Raw genomic sequence first — 19,492 nt, forward strand, 5'->3', positions numbered from 1 at the left:
CGCTGCGTGAGGTGTAATTTTTTCGGTACAGAGCGGTAATAACACCCGCTCAGCGACCAAGAAATGTATCCAAACGAAAAAATGCCAAGCTATCTAATTGAATTGTTTTGTATATTTTTCCGGATGCAAACAGCGTGCGAATCTGTCCAGCCATTAGCGAAAAGTACAGATTTTCGTACACAGGCACAAAGTTGGGACAAGGCCGCAACCATCACGCTAAGCAGCTCAACCGTCACACTAAGCAACTCAATCGACACGCTAAGCAAATGAAAAGACAGAGAGAAATGAAACACAGACAAAGTGGAATGAAAGACAGAAAAAACCCGGTTGAATTAACCGGGTTGGAAGCGAGGTGTGGAACGCCTTAGCACAGAGCATCATGGTAAAACGGTCAGGCCACTTTCACCGCAGGCCTGGGTTTAATGGTGCGCACCATCAGACAGAAACAGTACAATCAGCAGCGGCTGATGCAGCACATCAATCACCAGTGAAAGCACACCGCTGGATGAAACAAACGTCGCGGCATAGTTCACCAGGTAATGACCGGCCAGCAAAACTACACTCATCAGCAATGCCTGACGCAAAGAAATCTCTTCCATCTTCGGCATCACCGTCATCACAATCAGAGTGATCAGCGCCAGTATCACTAACCAGGCACCGAATACCGGCATTTGCCACCAGAAGGCAACCGCGGCACTGACCGCAGTCAGTCCCAGCCAGACCCGGCGCGAGCTGAGCAGCTTGTCGACATTAATGTTCGGCTTTTCGTTGAGGCGCACGATATGCCAGGCCACCAGAGCACCTAACATCGCACCGACAATCATATCGACCATAAATGCGCGGCCGGAATAAAACAGCGAGAAGGCCAGACACAGCGCGGAAGCGCCCAGTGCAGCACTGCTTTTGTTCCAGCCCAGCTTTTCGTTATCCAACAGCCACAGAATGCCCAGGCTGACCCACACCGCAATCGGTAAGCTTGGAAAGCCATAACCAGAGCTCTCCACCAGTTGCAACGACGGCAGATAGACGTAAGGACGCGGTAACACAAATCCCTGTTGCGCAATCAGGCAGATCAGTGATGTGACGGCCACTGAGAAAAAGGCTTTAAAGCAGAATGCTTTGCCACTTTGCCAGTACAGCAGCGGAAACAGCAGCAATCCGAGCACCGGTGACGCAAATGCGCCACCGAGCAGGATAAGCCGTGACACAAACTGGCTCAAAGTATCCGGCAGCTCCGCAATCGAATATTGCAGACCGCTGATCCAGCTCAGTTCCAATTGAGAAATGGCCGGCGCCGCTTTGACCAGATCAGGCACAAAGTTTGTTGACTGATCAGTGGCGGATTCAAACATGGTTTCAATCCCCGGCCATTCTTCCGGATAACGGTAGTTAGCTGTATCGACGCGCTGCGGCTCAATCAGCATAGCGCGCGCGACTTCAATCCCGTAATGCGGTGCATACCAGACCGGCAGCTCAAATCCGCCCCACTGGTTAATGTACTGGTAAGTAATAATGTCTGAATCGCTGACGCAATCAAAAATCGCCGCTTTGCCTGCATAGCCGAGTAGCTTGCCGACCGTGACGACTAAGCCGGTTTCTTCCCAGGTTTCGCGCTGCGCAGCCTGAACTGGTGTTTCACCTGCCGTGATCGTGCCGCCCGGTAAAGAGAGTTGTTTGGTGATCAGCTCATCGATAAGTACCACCTTATCGTCAGCGCGAACCAAACATAAAGCGCCTTTCAGATCCGCGGGGGCCTGTGGAGCGGCATAAGAATACATTGATGTCATCAATGTAAGAATGAAACTGATGCCAACTAATGACAATCGTTTATACACTTTAATCAACCTGTTGTTTGCAGAGCTTAACCTTAACGGCGACGCGCTGATTTTCTTAGCCAATGGATATGGCGGGTAAACCCTACATCCTGATAAAAGAGTTGCGCTTCCTTATTAAACTCCCAGACTTCAACAAATATCTCTGCCACGCCATAGTCGATAAACGTCTGTTCAAGGCGTTTCCGTCAACCCACGCGCCACGCCTTTCTGGCGGTATTCGGGCATCACATACAGCTCATCAATACTGCCCATCTGCAATGGCTTGCTGACCGAAGAAGTCAACTCACAAAAATGGCCGGTAATAAATCCTGCCACCTCGTCGTTTATACGTGCGACATACACCAGGCAATCAGGATTATCGAGATAACGCGCGATACTTTTTTCCTGTTCGACTTCTTCTGCGGTCTTAAAATACTCAGGGCAAGCGATGTGATGTTCATGATGTAAATCGAACATCAATTGGTTGAGAATATCTAAATCGGCTGGTTTAGCTGCAGACAATGCAAGCGTGGTCATGGCTGTGACAAATATAATTGGAGTCGTTTGACAATTTTATAAGATCGGCCGCTAAAAAGCACCTTACTAACTTGTTTTTTACCGGAAAGCTTGTTGACCCGACGTTATAGACTATTCAAATCAATAGCTTGCTCAATATGCCGCGTAATCTATCGGTTTTAGGCGCTTTTTTGATGCTTTAAGCAGCAAGCGAGCCGCGAATATCTGCTTATTTCCTCTCACGTTCGCTATATTTTGACCTGTTTTCTTCAAATTTCATTACATGTTTCTTATATTTCATACAGTTGAGTTGCAGTTTCAGCCCGCTTATCACAAGCTGATATGAGTTAAACCGTAAAATTGAAAGGAATGTTCATGGACTGGTATATCGCAGTGCTTAAAAAATACGCGACTTTTAATGGTCGCGCGCGACGACAGGAATATTGGATGTTTTTCCTGTTCAACCTGCTGTTTACGCTTGCCGCAGGTTTGATTGACCGCTTTTTAGGCACCTCGTTAATTGGCGGTTTGTACAGCCTGTTTATCCTGCTGCCGAGCGTCGCAGTGTTAGTTCGCCGTTTACATGACATCGGCCGCACCGGTTGGTGGGTATTGCTCAGTTTGATCCCGGTGATTGGCGTTGTGGTTCTGCTGTTTTTTGCCGCCAGCGAAGGCATGCACGGTGACAACGAATATGGCCCGGATCCGAAAATCGGCAATCCTTCATCAGCGCAGTGGTAAACAGCGCCGAGCTAAGATGCTCTGAGCGGTAACGCGTCTGTAGTGTTCACGCATCTTTACTTTGAAACGCACCTGTATTAGCAAAGCATCGGTATTAGTAACGCATCTGCGTTACTAATCAGAGGAACCTCTGTCATGCACTGCGTTCTAATTTAAAGCGTATGTGATTGTAATAAGGAGCCGTAATGAAGCCACAACCCATTGAGAATGTCGTATTCGATGTCGGAAACGTGATTGTTCGCTGGTCGCCGCCGGAAATTGCCCGCCTCGCCTTCGGCGAAGAAAAGTTTTGTGAATCCTTAGTGCGTTCAATCTTTAAATCGCAGACCTGGATGGATCTCAATATCGGCGTCATTACCGAAACCGAGGCCAAAGAGCAGTATCAGCTCAACCTTGGTTTATCTGAACTCGAGTGCCAACGCCTGTTTTATTACGTCAAACAGACCCAGATCCTGCTATTCGGATCGGTGGATTTAATCAAGCGTGTCAAAGCGGCCGGTTATGGCGTGTATGCCCTGACCGATAACGTGCGTGAAGTGGTCGACTACCTCAAAACCACCTACGACTTCTGGCCGCTATTCGAAGGTGCCACCATCTCCGCTCAGGTCGGTTGCCTGAAGCCGCAGCCCGCCATTTACCAGGCATTACTGGCGCAAAACGGCCTGAGTGCTGAATCCACGGTGTTCATTGATGATATGCCCAATAATGTGCGCGGCGCGCAGGCCGTCGGCATCAGCGCCATTCAGTTTGAGAATGCCGCGCAGTGCGAACAGGCCTTAAAAGCACTTGGCTTAGAGTTTTAATCCCGTTGCGAATATAAGCCTGCTGCAAGCGTTTTAGTGAGCGGCTTGGTTTGAATACGTTATCTGCTCGTTTCGCTGTGTTTTCCCTCTTCGATACACAAAGAGGGAAAACCAATGAGAGGGAAATAGATGAAGAGTAAGCCGGCAAAATCAGCTACTTGATTTGCACATCCAGCCCGAGTGAAACCAAGGTGCCCACCAGAGTCGTGATCACCACAGACACTAACGAGCCGATCAAAACATATTCAGCCATGCTGCGATCAGCCGATTTATTCAGTTTCGCCAAAGCGAAATATCGACTTTGCCGCCAGTACAAAACCAACCGCGGCGTAACTGCCAAGCAGGGTAAACGTCAGGATCAGCAAACGCTCTAAATAGCCAATCAGTTCACCACCGGCAACCAACCCGCTGACATTGCCCTCTTCTTCATCCGATACCGCAATCGGATACTTGCTCAGAATCGAGCCGATCAGCACTGAGGTCGGTTTCAGGATCAGCAGATAAGCAAACAGCACCATCACACCATCCGCGAACTGTTCATGTTGCACAATCGCTTGCAGCGACGCGCTGTCAGTGAGGTAAAACGCCATCGTCGCTAACAGCACCGCATGCCACACCTGGTCGAAAACAAAGTAGCCGAACTTGTCGCGATGACGCGGGTGAAATCTAATCCAGCCAACGATCACATGACTCATCAGCACCAGCCCAGCCAGGCTCAAGACCGCCCCCCAGTCTGAACGCTGCGTCATGGCCGGAATGATCAACACTAAGCCATGCAGCGCCGCATGCAAATACAACGCGGCAGAACGGTACCCGCGAGTCATCTTGGCCTGTAGCCAGCACTCAGGCTGTAAGTAAAATTCAACCAGAATGTGCACCAGCAGAAACGGCACCAGGATAGTAAAGAACTCAGTCATGCTGATCCTCCTTTGCCTGGTAATTCTCCTTTACCGCACGGATAAAGCACTCATTGAGCTCACTGAGCAGCGCCCAACCAGATGCCTTGAGCGATTTACTCGCCGTCGCCGTGGCGATATCAAGCTGTTCGGCCAGTTCGCTCACCGTCATCCCGTCTTCGCTCATCAGCATCGGCAGCAACACTTCACACTGGCGCGCGGTTAACTCACTCAACTGACGGTCGAGATACTTAAACAGCAGCGTGAACTGATCAGTCAATGCGCTGCTGTCGGAATGAAACACCAGGCGGTCATTTTTGAGCGCTTTCAAACCGCGCCCGGACAGTACAAACGCCTGCCCCATTGACTCTGATACCGCCTCACGCAAATCTGCTTTGGCCGCAATGGCAAAACTGATGCGGCTGTCAAACGGCTTACCGAGCGCTTTAATCCCGACCCGGTACAAGATGGTATAGCGCAGCGCCTGCTCAATATCGCGCACCACACTCTGGAACTCATCACCGCGCTCAATACTGTGCGCATTATCCGCGCCACCAGCGGTGATCCATTGTTGTATCTGTTTGATTTGTTTGAGCAACTGCTCAAACTGCTCTGAACTGAGCTTGGTTGAATTGACGACATCACCGATGATCACGGCAATGGCTTGATCGGTCGACTCCACGCGAATACTCCTTTTTTCACCTGGAGTTAATTTAGCTATTTTTGGCTAAATATGCAAATTTAGCTCTTTATGGCTAACTGTGGGATTTTGGTTGTTTATGGCTAAGATCTGCTTTTGACGGGAGGGTTGGATGGATGCGCTGTCTCGTGACCTGTTACATTGGGCTACATTTGTATGTCCCGCTTTTACTTTCTCGATATCTTAAGCTTGGTGCAAGCGGGCCAGTCCCTCTTTGTTTGATTCCTCATAAACAAAAAGCGAGGAACCAGAAAAAGGGGTTCTCTTTATTTTCTTTGGCGCTGTCCGGGCCGGTTTTAGGCGTTTCCCTACGCCAAAAACCTAAAAATTCGTCCTGAGTTTTTGCCCTATGGTTGTGATCTTTTAAGCAATACCACCGACGTTAAAAAAACTCAATCACAACAACCATACCATAGCGGCTCAATGGGCCTGAGAACACCATGCGTTGGCAATCCGATTAAGCAACTTGTTATGTGCGTTCAAACAATTAATTCCATTTTTATCAAACCATTAGACTCACCAACACTTTTGAAACCAAATTTTTTATAAAGATTTAATGCCGGATTTTCGCTAAAAACTAGCAGTCTTAGACGACTTAAAGCCTGTGATTTGGCTCTGTCTAGTGCGTACTTTAAACACTGAACACCAATACCCAATTTTTGGTATTTTGAATCAATTTGAATATCTCTAACATAAAGTGCATTTTCATCACTCGAAAATCTCAGAATACCAACCCACTGTCCTTGATATTTAACATCAAAGTTCTCAAATTCTGACCAAATCTGCTCATATCTTTCTGGATCCCAAGTAATATTTCTGGATTTATAATATGGAAGCATATTCACTCTTGTAAGCTCAGCTGCCAAATCCATTGATACCGATTCTACTATCTCAACTTTCACGAAATTCCTTTTTTGACCTGAAAGCACATAACGCCTCAAGAAAGGCACGAGTAGTTTGCGCGTCCTTCTTGTTTGACTGGTTATGAGGAAACTTGAAGTGACAAAGAATAGAAATTTTCATCACGGCCAATCACACGATAACCAAGTGATTTGTAGAATCTCACTGCGGGTTCATTTCTTACAAAGCTTGATAACGTTATACTGCCTCGTCCTTGCAAACAAGCTTGATGATGAACATAGTTCATTACTTTCTCACCTAGCTTTTGGTTCTGAAATTCTGGAAATACAACAAGCAAATGCACATGAAGAGCATTGTCATATGGTTTGAAACAAAGCATACCTACACGCTGCCCCTCTTGGTAAATCCAGTTAAACCAATTGGGCTCATAATCGTCCATTAGACGCTTACTCTGAACATCATCATTCCAGCCAAAAACTGCATCAACATGTGCGTAGATAGCCTGTTTTACAACAGAGAATAAACTATCGAACTCATCTGCTTTGATTTGTACTAATTTGATATCCATATTCCTCATAACGCTGAGCACATTTGCAAAAATACATGGCGCTATATTTTGGGTACCAAAATTAGTGACAGGTATTTTTGTCAATTGCTGAGACTTGTTATGTGAAACTATCCATTTACGCCTAATTCATGGAAAATATTAGACCAATATGAAGATCTATATGCTGTTGATGGATGAGTAGTACCAATTAACTTAATTTCTCTGTCTTTAAATGGATAGATACAGCAACAATGCTCATGTGTTGAACTAAGATGATATTTACCATACCCAAAATCCGCAGGCACTGCATCCCACGCTTTATTTCCCCAACTAATGATAAATTCTGGTTGAAGTTCCTCGATAACTTCCAATAAAGCAGCTTTATGCTTAGATTCTGTATAATCATAATACTGGGTTTGTCGTGCATCCTCCCCAGCTGCGACTTGAAGATAGTTATAGAATACTACCGAGTTCCAAAGATCCACTCGAGATTGATCTGAGTTTTTGCTACCAGCGATAAAACTATTCATAAATGTAGTGAATGTACTTTTCCATCGACCAGAACTATTAAGATCTAAATAGTCGTTTAGCACATTAGTTGTGAACTCACCATATTGCTGTTTTTTTCATCAGACCCACAGCTATTGCAATATTCCGTACAATAATGAGAATCACCAAGAATAAGGATTTTGTATCGGAAAAGTGAATTTTCATTGCCATATTGATTCCCCACCCATGGTCTAAAAAATACATTTTCCATCAAAAATTTCTCCTTAATTGAAAATTAGTCAGTCTCACATAACGCTGCAAACAGTGGCGCTTTCACCAATGTCACAACAGATTTAAAACTTTAATCAACAAGTGACCACGCGTTAAGCGTCCATTGATTTGCTTTGTTAGCTGTTTGTTCACGAGTGCTAGGATGTGCTCCTTTCTTTTCTGATATTTTGTTAACCACAAAAATGTATGTACTGATGGTTTCTGGATACTTTAAACGAATTGCGAGTTCTACAGAAAGAGTCTCGCTATCACGCCAGACGTCTAAACCCAAATGTTTAGCTAACTGAAAAATTCCTCTGATATTACCTCCCAAATATGCAGTTTGAATATATGCTGATGTTATTTGGTTCTTATCAAATTCTCTTGAAATTAATATAGCTAATAGTTGCTCTGACAACTTTCTTTTTAGCGTCAAATCGTAGCGTCCTGTAATAGTCCTAACCAATTGCTGCTCGATAGTGCTAGCACCTTGTTTGGTTCCTTTGATCAAATAGACATACAAAACTCGAAAGAAAGATAGTTGATCAACACCGAAATGAACATTACTGCGGTGGTCTTCTGACAGTTGCAAATAATCCTTATATTCTGCCGGAAAGTGATGTTCTAGATCTATTATTTTATTCGTTACTTCTCGCTTTAAACACCTGAACTTAGGACTAAAAACATAAAGTAAACAAGAAGCTAACATATAAGGTAAGGACAAAAGTAAGTATAATAACTTCAAATTTTTTCCCTACACCAAGTTGTATATCCATCTTGATCGGCAACCATTGTAGAAAATACTCCTTCAAGTGTACGTGTTTCGTTGTGAACTGTAAGTTTCGTATGAGTATGTAGACTCACGGCCGAATCCATCTTCTACTACATGCAAAATGATTTTGTCCTTTGAGAAATAATTTTTCTGGATATAGCCATCAACAACACCACGACACCTATTAGTACCAATAAAGTTCCGCGCCCCGTTAACTGAGTCTTCATAAACTTTTTCAGTAGTGCCCGAAACCTTGTTTCCTTCACACCATAAAATAGCGGTATAGCCTAATGTCATTCCTTTATATGGATTATATGCACTATTCTCTGTAATGTTTTTTAGGTGCCACATACCGTTAATGTTAGGTAAAGGAAAACACTTCTCCCTTATCAAAAAAAATAAAAATGTTAGAATACAGCCACCAATAACGGTTGCTAATACATCTCCGAACACATTTTCCATATACCCATTCCTGAAGTAACAGCTAACACTTGTTAGACAGACAATGTCTGCCAGAACTTGTCTGTCTAAAATACGGTACCGAACTCATCAAAATCAACGTAACTCACTGATTATAATTGACATAAGCTAACGTTAGACATGCAGATCATTGACACTCGAATTCACAAAATACCGACAGATTCTATCTAACACACCATAGTAAACTGAATACATAATCAACTATTCGTCAGACCAAATCAACAAACACCAAAAGAAACGAGTCAACATTGTTAATCGCATTAAGTTTTTAAGCAAAAACTTACCAATAACGCTCTGAAACCACTGTCCGAAGGCAAAAAATCAGGACGATTTTTTAGGTTTTCGGCGTCGGGAAACGCCTAAAACCGGCCTGCACAGCGCCAAAGAAAACAAGCGCCTTTCTGGTTACTCTTTGGCGCAAGCAAAGAGTGACTGGCACGCTGGCACTCAGCTAAAAGAAATCACCTAAGTCAGAGCGTGACATACAACACCGCAAACTAAAACATACCCACGACCAAACTCGCGATCATCGGTACATAAATGGTCAATTGAGCCTCTTTGGTATTGAGAACTTTCTTGAAAATGGCGATAAGGATAAACATTATCCAAACCACACCCGTCGCCAAACCTAAATAGCTCTCTAAATCCTGATAGTGTTTAATCATTACCAGCTCTTTAACAACTTCAGATTCTGAAGCTGAAGACAGCTTTGTTAAGGTAATATCCATCATGTACCCGTAGTACTTCGCCCAGGCGATGAGTACCAATTGGAGTAGCAGTGTAATTATTGAAAATAACTTCATTATTTTTACTTCTAAAGAAAGCTAGTCGGCATATTCTGACAAACTTCAACACCAGAGAGTTTAGTTATCAAGGCACAGGGAATAATCAAAGCGTGACATGCAATACAACGAAACCATTCTCAACTCTACCCCAACACCTTAGTAAAAAAGTACCGCGAGTGTTCAACAGGACAGTTATCCAGTGTCATCTGACACACATAGCCATTTTTCTCATAAAACGGTTTAGCCTGAAAACTGAACGTATCTACCATTGAGGAGTGACAACCTTTCGACTTGGCGTGGCTTTCGAGCTGTTGCAGTAATTGACTGCCAACGCCTGAACTGCGCACCGATTGATCAACCCACAGATAGTTGATTTGCAACCAGTGACCAAAAATATCGGCCGTCACACCGCCGACTTTTTTCCCTTCCGACTGAGCGTACAATGCCACCTTCTCGCGGGTGATACCGTTTAAAAACGGTGAATTATGCTCAATCAAACCATTACATATTTCCGTAATGCTTTCATCGGTCGGTGCCAGATCTAACTCAAACTCCATCTTATCCCTCAATACAACTCAATAGGTCTTAAACACCATACCAAACCAGGCACATATTTTACTATCAATTTATGGATAATAATCAAACTAAGGAGCTGATTTAGAAAGACAAATGGAAGCATACAAAACAAAAGCGAGCAAACAGCTTGGGAAGCCCTGACCCGAAGGCAAAAAATCAGGACGATTTTTTAGGTTTTCGGCGTCGGGAACGCCTAAAACCGGCCTGCACAACGCCAAAGAAACCCAAGCGCCTTTCTGGTCACTCTTTGGCGCAAGCAAAGAGTGACTGGTACGCTGGCACTCAGCTAAAAGAAATCGACCAAATCAGAGCGTGACATACAACACAACGAAATCGTTTTAAATCCCACAACAAGCTCATTTGCACCAACACCAAAAAAACCACCAAAAGCCAGAGAGTGACATACAAACGACTAAAGCGAGGACTTAAACAACCACACCCAAAACATTGTGATAACCCAATCATGAAGATAAAATCCCCACGCCTTCCCCCAAGAGAAACCCAACATGCTATTTGACAACGATATCGACCAAATGCTGAGCTACCTAGAACGCTTCTGTAAACAGCCACATATCAAAGCACTGGATACGGTTTCTGACGAACAGATTAACCTGCTGCTCGATTTTTTAACCCTCGCCCACAAAATGCACAGTGATATCTACGCCACCAACAGCCTGAAAAGCTCACACTTTCTCGCTATCGGCACCTTTGCGCTGACTCAGGAGCGAGCGCCGCAAGGCAACCTGTTTATCAAGATTGAAAATGAGCGCCTGTACCTGGCTTTTGAACTCGACCATTGCGATCAAGATAACCTGCTGACGCCGATTCGGGTGATTGACGGGCTTATCTATCTGGCGGAAATTCAGGGCCACGGCCTATTACCGGAACACTATCCGCACTGATGAATGCAACCGTGAATACAGCAATGCATGGTAAATCATTAAACGTTGCTGTTGCTTGAACTGTTGAACGAATACATGCGCACTTCATCTCTCGGGAACCAGCCCAGCTTTTGATAGAACTGCTGGGCATTGAGGTTGTCGTTCAGCACAAACAGGTGCGTTTTAGGAATACCGATGTCAGCCAGCGCCTGGGTGCACTGCTCAACCAGCTGACGACCCAGATTTTGCCCGCGACACTGTGGCGCCACCGCCAGGTGCTGCAGATAACCGCGCCGGCCATCGGTGCCGACCAACACCGCGCCAACAATGTCCGCGCCACTTTGTGCGACAAAACTTAATCCCGGATTACGGGCCAGGTAGCTTGCGATACTCTCGCGAGAGTCCGCATCGCGGATACTCATCCCCTCCGTTTGTGCCCACAGGGTAATCACCTGATCATAATCGGCGATATCCATTAGACGAATACTGACCACGCCCACTCTCCTTGTTATGTATTAACGGATAACCATCAGTACGTTGCAGATATATTGTACTTTTGCATGAATGAGCTGGCGCTCAGGCTACCGATGAGACTTCCGGAGGTGATAGAAAAAGCGAGAATAAAAATAACCGCTCTTGATATATCGCCGCTAAACAGATTGCTGCCAAAGAGATACGCCATTGCAGCTAAAACAAACAACGAAATAGCGTACTTATTGGCAAGGAAAAACCATGATATTTCAAACACCCAAAGTTCGCTGTGCCCGCGGAATGTCGACAAACCACCGGCTACGTATAGCAGCGAGCCAAGGATAGCCGCTATCACCACAACGCACACATAGGGAAACAGAGGCTTATCGATCAGAAATAGGTAGCCCATACGTAACGTAAATAAGAGTGCGCCCAGCCAAAGAATCATCATTGGCCCGATTATCAATCCCATATATTCTGCCTGTGTTTAACTTCCTGTTAAGCCGCTGCAATGGGTTGATTGATACCAACAACATCGAACCGGCATATAAAATTAAACACATAATTCATTATTGAGTTCGACAGGTCAAGCCGGGTTAATCCTCATAAAAGGTCACAGCGTTACAGAGCCATAATAAAAATCGCCCGGTCAAGCCGGGCGGTTTTTATTCCAGTTACGAGTGCAAAACTTTCTCCAGCTCGCTCAAGCTGACCGGATCATCAATCGTTGACGGCACGGTATAACTTTCACCATCTGCGATTTGACGAATAATGCGGCGCAGTATTTTTCCGGAGCGGGTTTTCGGCAAACGCTCAACCACCAGGGCATGTTTGAAGCAGGCTACCGCACCAATTTGGCTGCGCACACTGGAAACCAGTTCGGATTCCAGTGCCAGGCTGTCGACTTTTACCCCATCTTTCAGCACCACCAGACCCAGTGGCAGCTGCCCTTTGAGCTCATCATGCACACCGACTACCGCACATTCGGCTACCGCCGGGTGCGCGCCGACAATCTCTTCCATTTCACCGGTCGAAAGGCGGTGCCCGGCAACGTTAATCACATCGTCAATCCGGCCCATGATAAACAGGTAACCCTCTTCATCCAGATAGCCGCCGTCACCGGAGACATAGTAACCGGGGAACTGAGACAGATAGCCGGATTCAAACCGGTCGTGATTACGCCACACGGTTGGCAGACAGCTTGGTGGCAGCGGACGCTTCAGCGCCACAAAGCCCTGCTCGTTCGGTGCCGCCACTTCGCCCAGTTCGTTTAAGATCTCGACCTGATAGCCCGGAATCGGCTTGGTGGCTGAACCCGCTTTAACCGGCATCAGCTCCAGTCCGGTCGGATTACCGGCGATGGCCCAACCGGTTTCGGTTTGCCACCAGTGGTCAATCACCGGCTTATCGGTCTGTGCCTGAACCCATTCCAGGGTCGGCGGGTCGAGCCGTTCGCCGGCCATAAAAATCGTCGTCAGACAGGATAAGTCGTAATCTTTCAGGTACTCGCCGTTCGGATCTTCTTTTTTGATTGCCCGGAACGCCGTCGGCGCCGAGAACAGAGCATTCACCTTGTACTCCTGACACACGCGCCAGAACGCGCCCGGATCCGGCGTACGTACCGGTTTACCTTCGTACAGAATCGTGGTGCACCCGTGGATCAGCGGCGCATAGACAATGTAAGAGTGACCAACCACCCAGCCCACGTCTGACGCCGCCCAGAACACGCCATCCTGCGGCACGTTGTAGATGCAGCTCATCGAGTACTTCATCGCCACCGCGTGACCGCCATTATCACGCACCACGCCTTTCGGTTTACCGGTCGTGCCTGAGGTGTAGAGGATATATAACGGATCGGTCGACAGCACAGGTACACAGGCGTGCGGCAGCGCATCCTGAATCAGGCTGTTCCATTCCAGATCGCGCTCGCTGGTCATCTCGGCGCGGCATTCGCTGCGCTGATAAACCACCACTTTCTCCGGTTTCCAGCGGCTGTCCATAATCGCCTGATCGACCATCGGCTTGTATGGAATCACCTTGTTCACTTCCACGCCGCACGATGCGGTCATGATCACTTTCGGCTCGGCATCTTCAATTCGCACCGCCAGCTCATTCGGGGCAAAGCCGCCAAATACCACCGAGTGAATTGCACCCAGGCGCGCACAAGCCAGCATCGCCATGGCCGCTTCCGGGATCATCGGCATATAGATGATCACCCGGTCGCCTTTGGTTACGCCCTGCTCGGCCAGCATGCCAGCCACCCGGGCGACACTGTCACGCAGGGCAAAATAGCTGTAGCGCTGCTTTTTGCCGGTCACGGGTGAGTCGTAAATCAGCGCGATTTGATCGCCGCGCCCCTGCTCACAGTGGTAATCCAGTGCCAGCCAGGATGTATTAAGCAGGCCGTCCGGGAACCAGCGCTCAATACCGTGATTGTCTTTTTGTAAAATGGTTTGCGGGAACTCAAACCAGTCGATGTGCCGGGCCTGAACCTTCCAGAATTCTTCCGGTTGTTGCTGTGCCCATTGATATTCCTTTAAATATGCAGACATGGTGCTTCTCCTTCAAATTCTGGCTTAGCCAAATGTGATGGTTTGCGCAGGGACGCGAACCCAGCCTTCCATCAAAATACGTGCACTGCGACTCATCACGGCTTTCTCGACCACCCAGCCTTGTTCGGTCTGAGCGGCGCTGGCGCCGACTTTGAGCGTTCCGGACGGATGACCAAAGGTCACCGACTGCTTTTCACCGCCTCCGGCCGCTAAATTGACCAGAGTCCCCGGCACACAGGCCGCGGCGGCGATTGCTACTGCTGCAGTGCCCATCATGGCGTGGTGCAATTTGCCCATCGACAAAGCGCGTACCAGCACATCAATTTCTTCGGCCTGTACTGTTTTACCACTGGAAGCATGATAGGTTTGCGGCGCCGCGACAAAGGCCACTTTCGGCGTGTGCTGGCGCGCCTTCGCCTGTTCCAGCTCGCTGATAAGCCCCATCTTGAGTGCGCCGTGCGCGCGAATGGTTTCAAACATCGCCAGTGCTTTTTCATCACTATTGATGTCATCCTGCAGCTCAGTACCGCGGTAGCCAATCGATGCAGCATCGACAAAAATGGTCGGAATACCGGCGTTGATAAGGGTCGCGTTTAAGGTGCCGATGCCGGGCACGTCAAGATCGTCCACCAGGTTACCGGTCGGGAAACATGGCGCCGTCGCTGTCGGCCGGGTCAACAAAATCAACCTGAATTTCAGCCGCCGGGAATGTCACCCCGTCGAGCTCAAACTCTCCGGTTTCCTGCACCATGCCGTTAACGATGGGTACATGCACCACGATGGTTTTGCTGATGTTGACCTGCCACACCCGCACCGCGACCACGCCATTGTGCGGAATCCGCGCCGGATCGACATAACCGGCGTGAATCGCAAACGGGCCGATCGCGGCCGACAAATTGCCGCAGTTACCGCTCCAGTCGACAAACGGCTGGTCAATCGATACCTGACCGAACAGGTAATCCACATCGTGATCCGGTTGAGTGCTGAGGCTGACAATCACACTTTTGCTGGTGCTGGACGTTGCCCCGCCCATGCCGTCAATCTGTTTGCCGTATGGATCCGGGCTGCCGATGACACGCAGCAGCAACTCATCGCGCGCCGGGCCCGGGCTTTGCGCCGCCTCTGGTAAGTCTTCTAAACGGAAGAAAACCCCTTTGCTGGTTCCGCCGCGCATATACGTCGCTGGCACTTTGATTTGTGAAGGAATGCTGACATTGCTCATTATTTTACTCCCTTAACCAGCCAGAAAATCTTGCGCGAAACGCTGCAACACGCCGCCGGCGTTGTACACGTGCACTTCATCGGCAGTATCAAGACGGCAGATGACCGGCACATCGAGTTTTTCGCCGTTTTGGCGCGTAATAACCAGTGCCAGCTCCGCGCCGGGTTTAATGTCGCCAACTACGTCATACAGTTCAGAGCCATCCAGTTCTAACGTCAGGCGGGTGACACCCGGTTTAAACTGCAGCGGCAGGACGCCCATGCCGACCAAATTGGTACGGTGAATACGCTCAAATCCTTCTGCGACAATCGCTTCTACCCCGGCCAGACGCACGCCTTTGGCGGCCCAGTCACGGGAAGAACCCTGACCGTAATCGGCACCCGCGACAATGATCAGCGGCTGTTTACGCTGCATGTAGGTTTCGATTGCTTCCCACATGCGGGTCACTTTGCCTTCCGGTTCGATACGCGCCAGTGAGCCCTGTACCACTTCGCCGTTCTCTTTGACCATTTCGTTAAACAGTTTCGGGTTGGCGAACGTCGCACGCTGCGCCGTCAGGTGGTCACCACGGTGGGTGGCGTAAGAGTTAAAGTCCTCTTCCGGCACGCCCATTTTGGTCAGGTATTCCCCGGCGGCGCTGCTGGCCATGATGGCGTTGGACGGAGACAGATGGTCCGTGGTGATGTTGTCACCGACCACGGCCAGCGGACGCATGCCCTTAAGGGTACGCTCTCCGGCCAGAGCACCTTCCCAGTATGGCGGACGGCGGATATAAGTACTCATCGGACGCCAGTCATACAACGGCGCACTGGTTTGCTGCTGATCGTCGAGTTTGAACATCTGAATATAAACCTGCTTAAACTGCTCCGGTTTAACAAATTCACCCACGACCGCGTCGATCTCTTCATCGCTTGGCCAGATGTCATTGAGATAAATCGGTTTTCCGTTGGCATCGCTGCCGAGCGCATCACGCTCAATATCGAAGCGGATGGTCCCCGCCAGCGCGTAAGCCACCACCAGCGGCGGTGAAGCAAGAAACGCTTGTTTCGCATACGGATGGATGCGGCCGTCAAAGTTACGGTTGCCGGACAAAACGGCGGTGGCGTAGAGATCACGTTCGATGATCTCCTGCTGGATATTCGGGTCCAGTGCGCCGCTCATCCCGTTACAGGTGGTGCAGGCGTACGCCACAATTCCAAATCCGAGCTTTTCCAGTTTCCGGCAGCAGGTTGGCTTCCTGCAGGTAAAGCTTGGCCACTTTCGAACCTGGTGCAAAGGAGCTTTTCACCCAGGGTTTACGCACCAGTCCCAATTGGTTCGCTTTTTTGGCCAGCAAACCGGCCGCCACTACGTTACGCGGGTTACTGGTGTTGGTGCATGAGGTGATGGCCGCGATGATGACCGCGCCATCGGGTAATTCACCCTCTTTCTGTTCCCATTGCCCGGCAATACCACGTTGCGCCAGTTGGGATGTCGGCAGGCGACGATGCGGGTTGGACGGGCCGGCCAGGTTGCGCTCGACGGAAGAGAGATCAAATTCCAGCACGCGCTCATACTCAGCATTGGCCAGATCATCGGCCCACAAGCCGGTCTGTTTGGCATACTGCTCAACCAGTTCGACCTGCTCGGCGTCACGACCGGTCAGTTTGAGGTAGTTGATGGTCTGTTCATCGATATAGAACATCCCGGCGCTGGCACCGTATTCCGGTGTCATATTGGAAATGGTCGCGCGGTCACCGATGGTAAGATCTTTCGCCCCTTCGCCAAAGAATTCCAAATAGGCCGACACCACGCGCTGCGCGCGCAAAAACTCGGTGATGGCCAGCACGATATCGGTCGCGGTAATGCCCGGTTTACGTTTACCGGTCAGCTTGACGCCGACAATATCCGGCAGTCGCATCATCGACGGACGGCCCAGCATCACGGTTTCTGCTTCCAGACCACCGACGCCGATGGCGATCACGCCCAGCGCATCGACATGCGGGGTATGGCTGTCGGTGCCGACACAGGTATCAGGAAACGCCACTCCGTCTTTGAGTTGCACCACCGGCGACATTTTCTCCAGGTTAATCTGGTGCATAATGCCGTTACCGGCCGGGATCACGCTGACGTTTTTAAACGCGGTTTTACACCATTCGATGAAGTGAAAACGGTCTTCGTTGCGGCGATCTTCAATCGCGCGGTTTTTCTCAAACGCATCGGCTTCAAAACCGGCGTGCTCAACCGCCAGTGAATGGTCAACGATCAGTTGGGTTTCCACCACCGGGTTGACTTTGGCCGGGTCACCGCCCTGATCCGCAATCGCATCGCGCAGGCCGGCTAAATCGACCAGTGCTGTCTGGCCAAGAATGTCATGACACACGACCCGGGCCGGATACCAGGGGAAATCGAGGTCGCGCTTACGCTCAATCAGCTGTTTGAGCGCATCGGGCAGTAAACCGGGGTCGCAACGGCGTACCAGGTTTTCGGCCAGCACGCGCGAGGTGTAAGGTAAGGTGTCGTAAGCTCCGGGAGAGAGTTCGTTGACTGCTTGCCGGGCATCATAGTAGCTGATTTGACTCGCGTAGCTGTTACTAATACCGGGCAGCGTTTTTCTGTACTCGCTGTTCATAGAATCCATCCAAATGTCGACAGGCTCCGGCCTGACTTCTTGGGCCTGCACAGCGGTGCGACCAACTGACACTCTTTTACAGGCAGTCAGTCACAATCAACGCCATGCAGAAAATTAGGCGTTGTCACCCCGCCGGCAGTGCTGTCTGTTTACACAGCAAGCCGTTAGCAGAACAAGGTGACAACGTCACTGTTAGCCGCGTTTTTCGATCGGCAACCAATCCTGATGCTCCGGGCCGGTGTAATCGGCGCTCGGGCGAATGATGCGGTTGTTGGCGCGCTGTTCATACACGTGCGCAGCCCAGCCGGTTAAGCGGCTCATCACGAAAATCGGCGTAAACAACTTGGTCGGAATGCCCATAAAATGGTAGGCCGAAGCGTGGAAGAAATCGGCGTTACAAAACAGGCCTTTTTCACGTTTCATTACCGCTTCAACCCGCTCGGACACCGCATAAAGATGCGTATCACCAACCTGCTCGGACAAAGCTTTTGACCAGCGTTTGATCAGCGCATTACGCGGGTCGCTCTCGCGGTAAATCGCATGACCAAAGCCCATGATCTTATCTTTGTTGTCCAGCATACGCAGAATATTCTGCTCGGCTTCATCGGGCGTTTTCCAATCCTGAATCATCTCCATTGCCGCTTCATTCGCTCCGCCATGCAGCGGCCCGCGTAAGGTACCAATCGCACCGGTCACACAGGAATGAAGATCGGACAGCGTCGATGCACAAACGCGCGCAGTGAAGGTTGAAGCGTTAAATTCATGTTCGGCATAAAGGATCAGCGAGCAATGCATCACCTGCTTGAACAGTTCGCTTGGCGCTTCGCCGGTCAGCATTTTCAGGAAGTAGCCACCAATACAGGATTCGCTGGTGTCTTCGGTATCGATGCGCACGCCATCATGGCTGAAACGATACCAGTAGCAGATAATGGCCGGGAACAGTGCCAGCATGCGCTCGGTCGCTGCCTGCTGCTGAGAGAAGTCCGCTTCGGTTTCCAGGTTACCCAGCATAGAGCAACCGGTGCGCATTACATCCATCGGATGCGCGTCAGCCGGAATCCGTTCCAGCACCTCTTTCAGCGCTTGTGGCAGTCCGCGCAGACCAATCAGGCGGGTTTTGTACTGATCGAGCTCCGCCTGGGTCGGCAGATGCCCGACCAGCAGCAGATGAGCCACCTCTTCGAACTGAGCGTTGTTGGCCAGATCCGTAATATCATAACCACGATAAGTCAGACCGGTTCCGGTTTTTCCGACCGTACATAAAGCGGTGCTTCCGGCGCTTTGCCCACGCAGGCCAGCTCCACCCAGCTCTCCTTTTTTATGTAAGGAATTAGACATGTTGAACTCCTTTTCTGGCTGCGCTCCGGCTCCTGTACGGAGCGACCTCTTTCGGGTCTGCTTATGCTCGTAAGCGCAGCGGTTTCACGTTATTGGTTAGGCCCTTATTCAGGCGCTGTCTTTTATGCTTAACTTTATTTCCTTGGGCTTCCCGCTGTTTAAGTGAT

Annotated in this window: 17 protein-coding genes and 3 pseudogenes; 3 read left to right on the forward strand and 17 right to left on the reverse strand. The window is 49.1% G+C overall.

From position 1 onward, the window contains the following. Nucleotides 1–419 precede the first annotated feature (419 nt). Nucleotides 420–1,724 (reverse strand): NUDIX domain-containing protein, encoded by a 1,305-nt coding sequence (locus ABDK09_15700; protein ID XAW88540.1) that lies wholly within the window; start codon nt 1,722–1,724, stop codon nt 420–422. 143 nt (nt 1,725–1,867) lie between these two features. Further along, nucleotides 1,868–2,351 (reverse strand): annotated as a pseudogene (locus ABDK09_15705) (GNAT family N-acetyltransferase). A gap of 354 nt (nt 2,352–2,705) precedes the next feature. Here ABDK09_15705 and ABDK09_15710 point away from each other — a divergent pair. Both ABDK09_15710 and ABDK09_15715 read left to right on the forward strand, forming a co-directional pair. After that, a complete protein-coding gene (locus tag ABDK09_15710) occupies nt 2,706–3,071 on the forward strand; it encodes a DUF805 domain-containing protein (GenBank protein XAW88541.1) in 366 nt (121 codons plus the stop codon). A gap of 185 nt (nt 3,072–3,256) precedes the next feature. Beyond that, nucleotides 3,257–3,874: an HAD family phosphatase gene (locus ABDK09_15715; GenBank protein XAW88542.1), complete on the forward strand. Its 618-nt coding sequence runs from the start codon at nt 3,257–3,259 to the stop codon at nt 3,872–3,874. A gap of 269 nt (nt 3,875–4,143) precedes the next feature. Here the strand turns inward: ABDK09_15715 and ABDK09_15720 are convergent, their stop codons facing one another. The 9 genes from ABDK09_15720 to ABDK09_15760 all read right to left on the reverse strand — a co-directional run bounded on the left by ABDK09_15720 (nt 4,144) and on the right by ABDK09_15760 (nt 10,231). Further along, entirely contained in the window at nt 4,144–4,791 is a 648-nt protein-coding gene (locus ABDK09_15720) for a DUF3307 domain-containing protein (protein ID XAW88543.1), read from the reverse strand. After that, on the reverse strand, nt 4,784–5,452 hold the full coding sequence (locus ABDK09_15725; protein ID XAW88544.1) for a hypothetical protein: 669 nt from the start codon (nt 5,450–5,452) through the stop codon (nt 4,784–4,786). The genes ABDK09_15720 and ABDK09_15725 overlap by 8 nt, the downstream gene beginning before the upstream one ends. A gap of 497 nt (nt 5,453–5,949) precedes the next feature. Next, on the reverse strand, nt 5,950–6,372 hold the full coding sequence (locus ABDK09_15730) for a GNAT family N-acetyltransferase (protein ID XAW88545.1): 423 nt from the start codon (nt 6,370–6,372) through the stop codon (nt 5,950–5,952). Nucleotides 6,373–6,452: 80 nt separating this feature from the next. Beyond that, nucleotides 6,453–6,908 carry an N-acetyltransferase gene (locus ABDK09_15735; protein XAW90763.1) on the reverse strand — a complete coding sequence of 152 codons (456 nt, stop codon included), beginning with the start codon at nt 6,906–6,908 and terminating at the stop codon, nt 6,453–6,455. 98 nt (nt 6,909–7,006) lie between these two features. Further along, nucleotides 7,007–7,408, reverse strand: coding sequence for a hypothetical protein (locus ABDK09_15740; GenBank protein ID XAW88546.1), 402 nt, complete (start codon nt 7,406–7,408; stop codon nt 7,007–7,009). Nucleotides 7,409–7,728: 320 nt separating this feature from the next. After that, nucleotides 7,729–8,382, reverse strand: coding sequence for a transglycosylase domain-containing protein (locus tag ABDK09_15745; protein XAW88547.1), 654 nt, complete (start codon nt 8,380–8,382; stop codon nt 7,729–7,731). A gap of 63 nt (nt 8,383–8,445) precedes the next feature. Then, nucleotides 8,446–8,871, reverse strand: coding sequence for a hypothetical protein (locus ABDK09_15750; GenBank protein XAW88548.1), 426 nt, complete (start codon nt 8,869–8,871; stop codon nt 8,446–8,448). 515 nt (nt 8,872–9,386) lie between these two features. Further along, nucleotides 9,387–9,620, reverse strand: a complete 234-nt coding sequence (locus ABDK09_15755) for a hypothetical protein (protein XAW88549.1) — start codon at nt 9,618–9,620, stop codon at nt 9,387–9,389. Nucleotides 9,621–9,817: 197 nt separating this feature from the next. Further along, nucleotides 9,818–10,231 (reverse strand): GNAT family N-acetyltransferase, encoded by a 414-nt coding sequence (locus tag ABDK09_15760; protein ID XAW88550.1) that lies wholly within the window; start codon nt 10,229–10,231, stop codon nt 9,818–9,820. Between the two features lie 525 nt (nt 10,232–10,756). Here ABDK09_15760 and ABDK09_15765 point away from each other — a divergent pair. Beyond that, the gene (locus ABDK09_15765; protein ID XAW88551.1) at nt 10,757–11,152 is read left to right on the forward strand and encodes a hypothetical protein; all 396 of its coding nucleotides are present in this window, start codon (nt 10,757–10,759) and stop codon (nt 11,150–11,152) included. Between the two features lie 38 nt (nt 11,153–11,190). Here the strand turns inward: ABDK09_15765 and ABDK09_15770 are convergent, their stop codons facing one another. From ABDK09_15770 to prpC, 6 genes and pseudogenes are all read right to left on the reverse strand, one after another. Beyond that, the gene (locus ABDK09_15770) at nt 11,191–11,625 is read right to left on the reverse strand and encodes a GNAT family N-acetyltransferase (protein ID XAW88552.1); all 435 of its coding nucleotides are present in this window, start codon (nt 11,623–11,625) and stop codon (nt 11,191–11,193) included. A gap of 35 nt (nt 11,626–11,660) precedes the next feature. Beyond that, nucleotides 11,661–12,074: a hypothetical protein gene (locus tag ABDK09_15775; GenBank protein ID XAW88553.1), complete on the reverse strand. Its 414-nt coding sequence runs from the start codon at nt 12,072–12,074 to the stop codon at nt 11,661–11,663. A 202-nt stretch (nt 12,075–12,276) separates the two neighbouring features. Then, complete coding sequence (locus ABDK09_15780; GenBank protein ID XAW88554.1) at nt 12,277–14,154, reverse strand: propionyl-CoA synthetase; 1,878 nt, start codon at nt 14,152–14,154, stop codon at nt 12,277–12,279. A 24-nt stretch (nt 14,155–14,178) separates the two neighbouring features. Continuing rightward, a pseudogene (gene prpF, locus ABDK09_15785) lies at nt 14,179–15,376 on the reverse strand (2-methylaconitate cis-trans isomerase PrpF). A gap of 12 nt (nt 15,377–15,388) precedes the next feature. Beyond that, nucleotides 15,389–17,996: pseudogene (gene acnD / locus ABDK09_15790) on the reverse strand (Fe/S-dependent 2-methylisocitrate dehydratase AcnD). A 183-nt stretch (nt 17,997–18,179) separates the two neighbouring features. After that, nucleotides 18,180–19,325: a 2-methylcitrate synthase gene (gene prpC / locus ABDK09_15795; protein XAW88555.1), complete on the reverse strand. Its 1,146-nt coding sequence runs from the start codon at nt 19,323–19,325 to the stop codon at nt 18,180–18,182. Nucleotides 19,326–19,492 lie beyond the last annotated feature (167 nt).

The organism is Vibrio sp. CDRSL-10 TSBA, assembly GCA_039696685.1.
Lineage (GTDB): Bacteria > Pseudomonadota > Gammaproteobacteria > Enterobacterales > Vibrionaceae > Vibrio.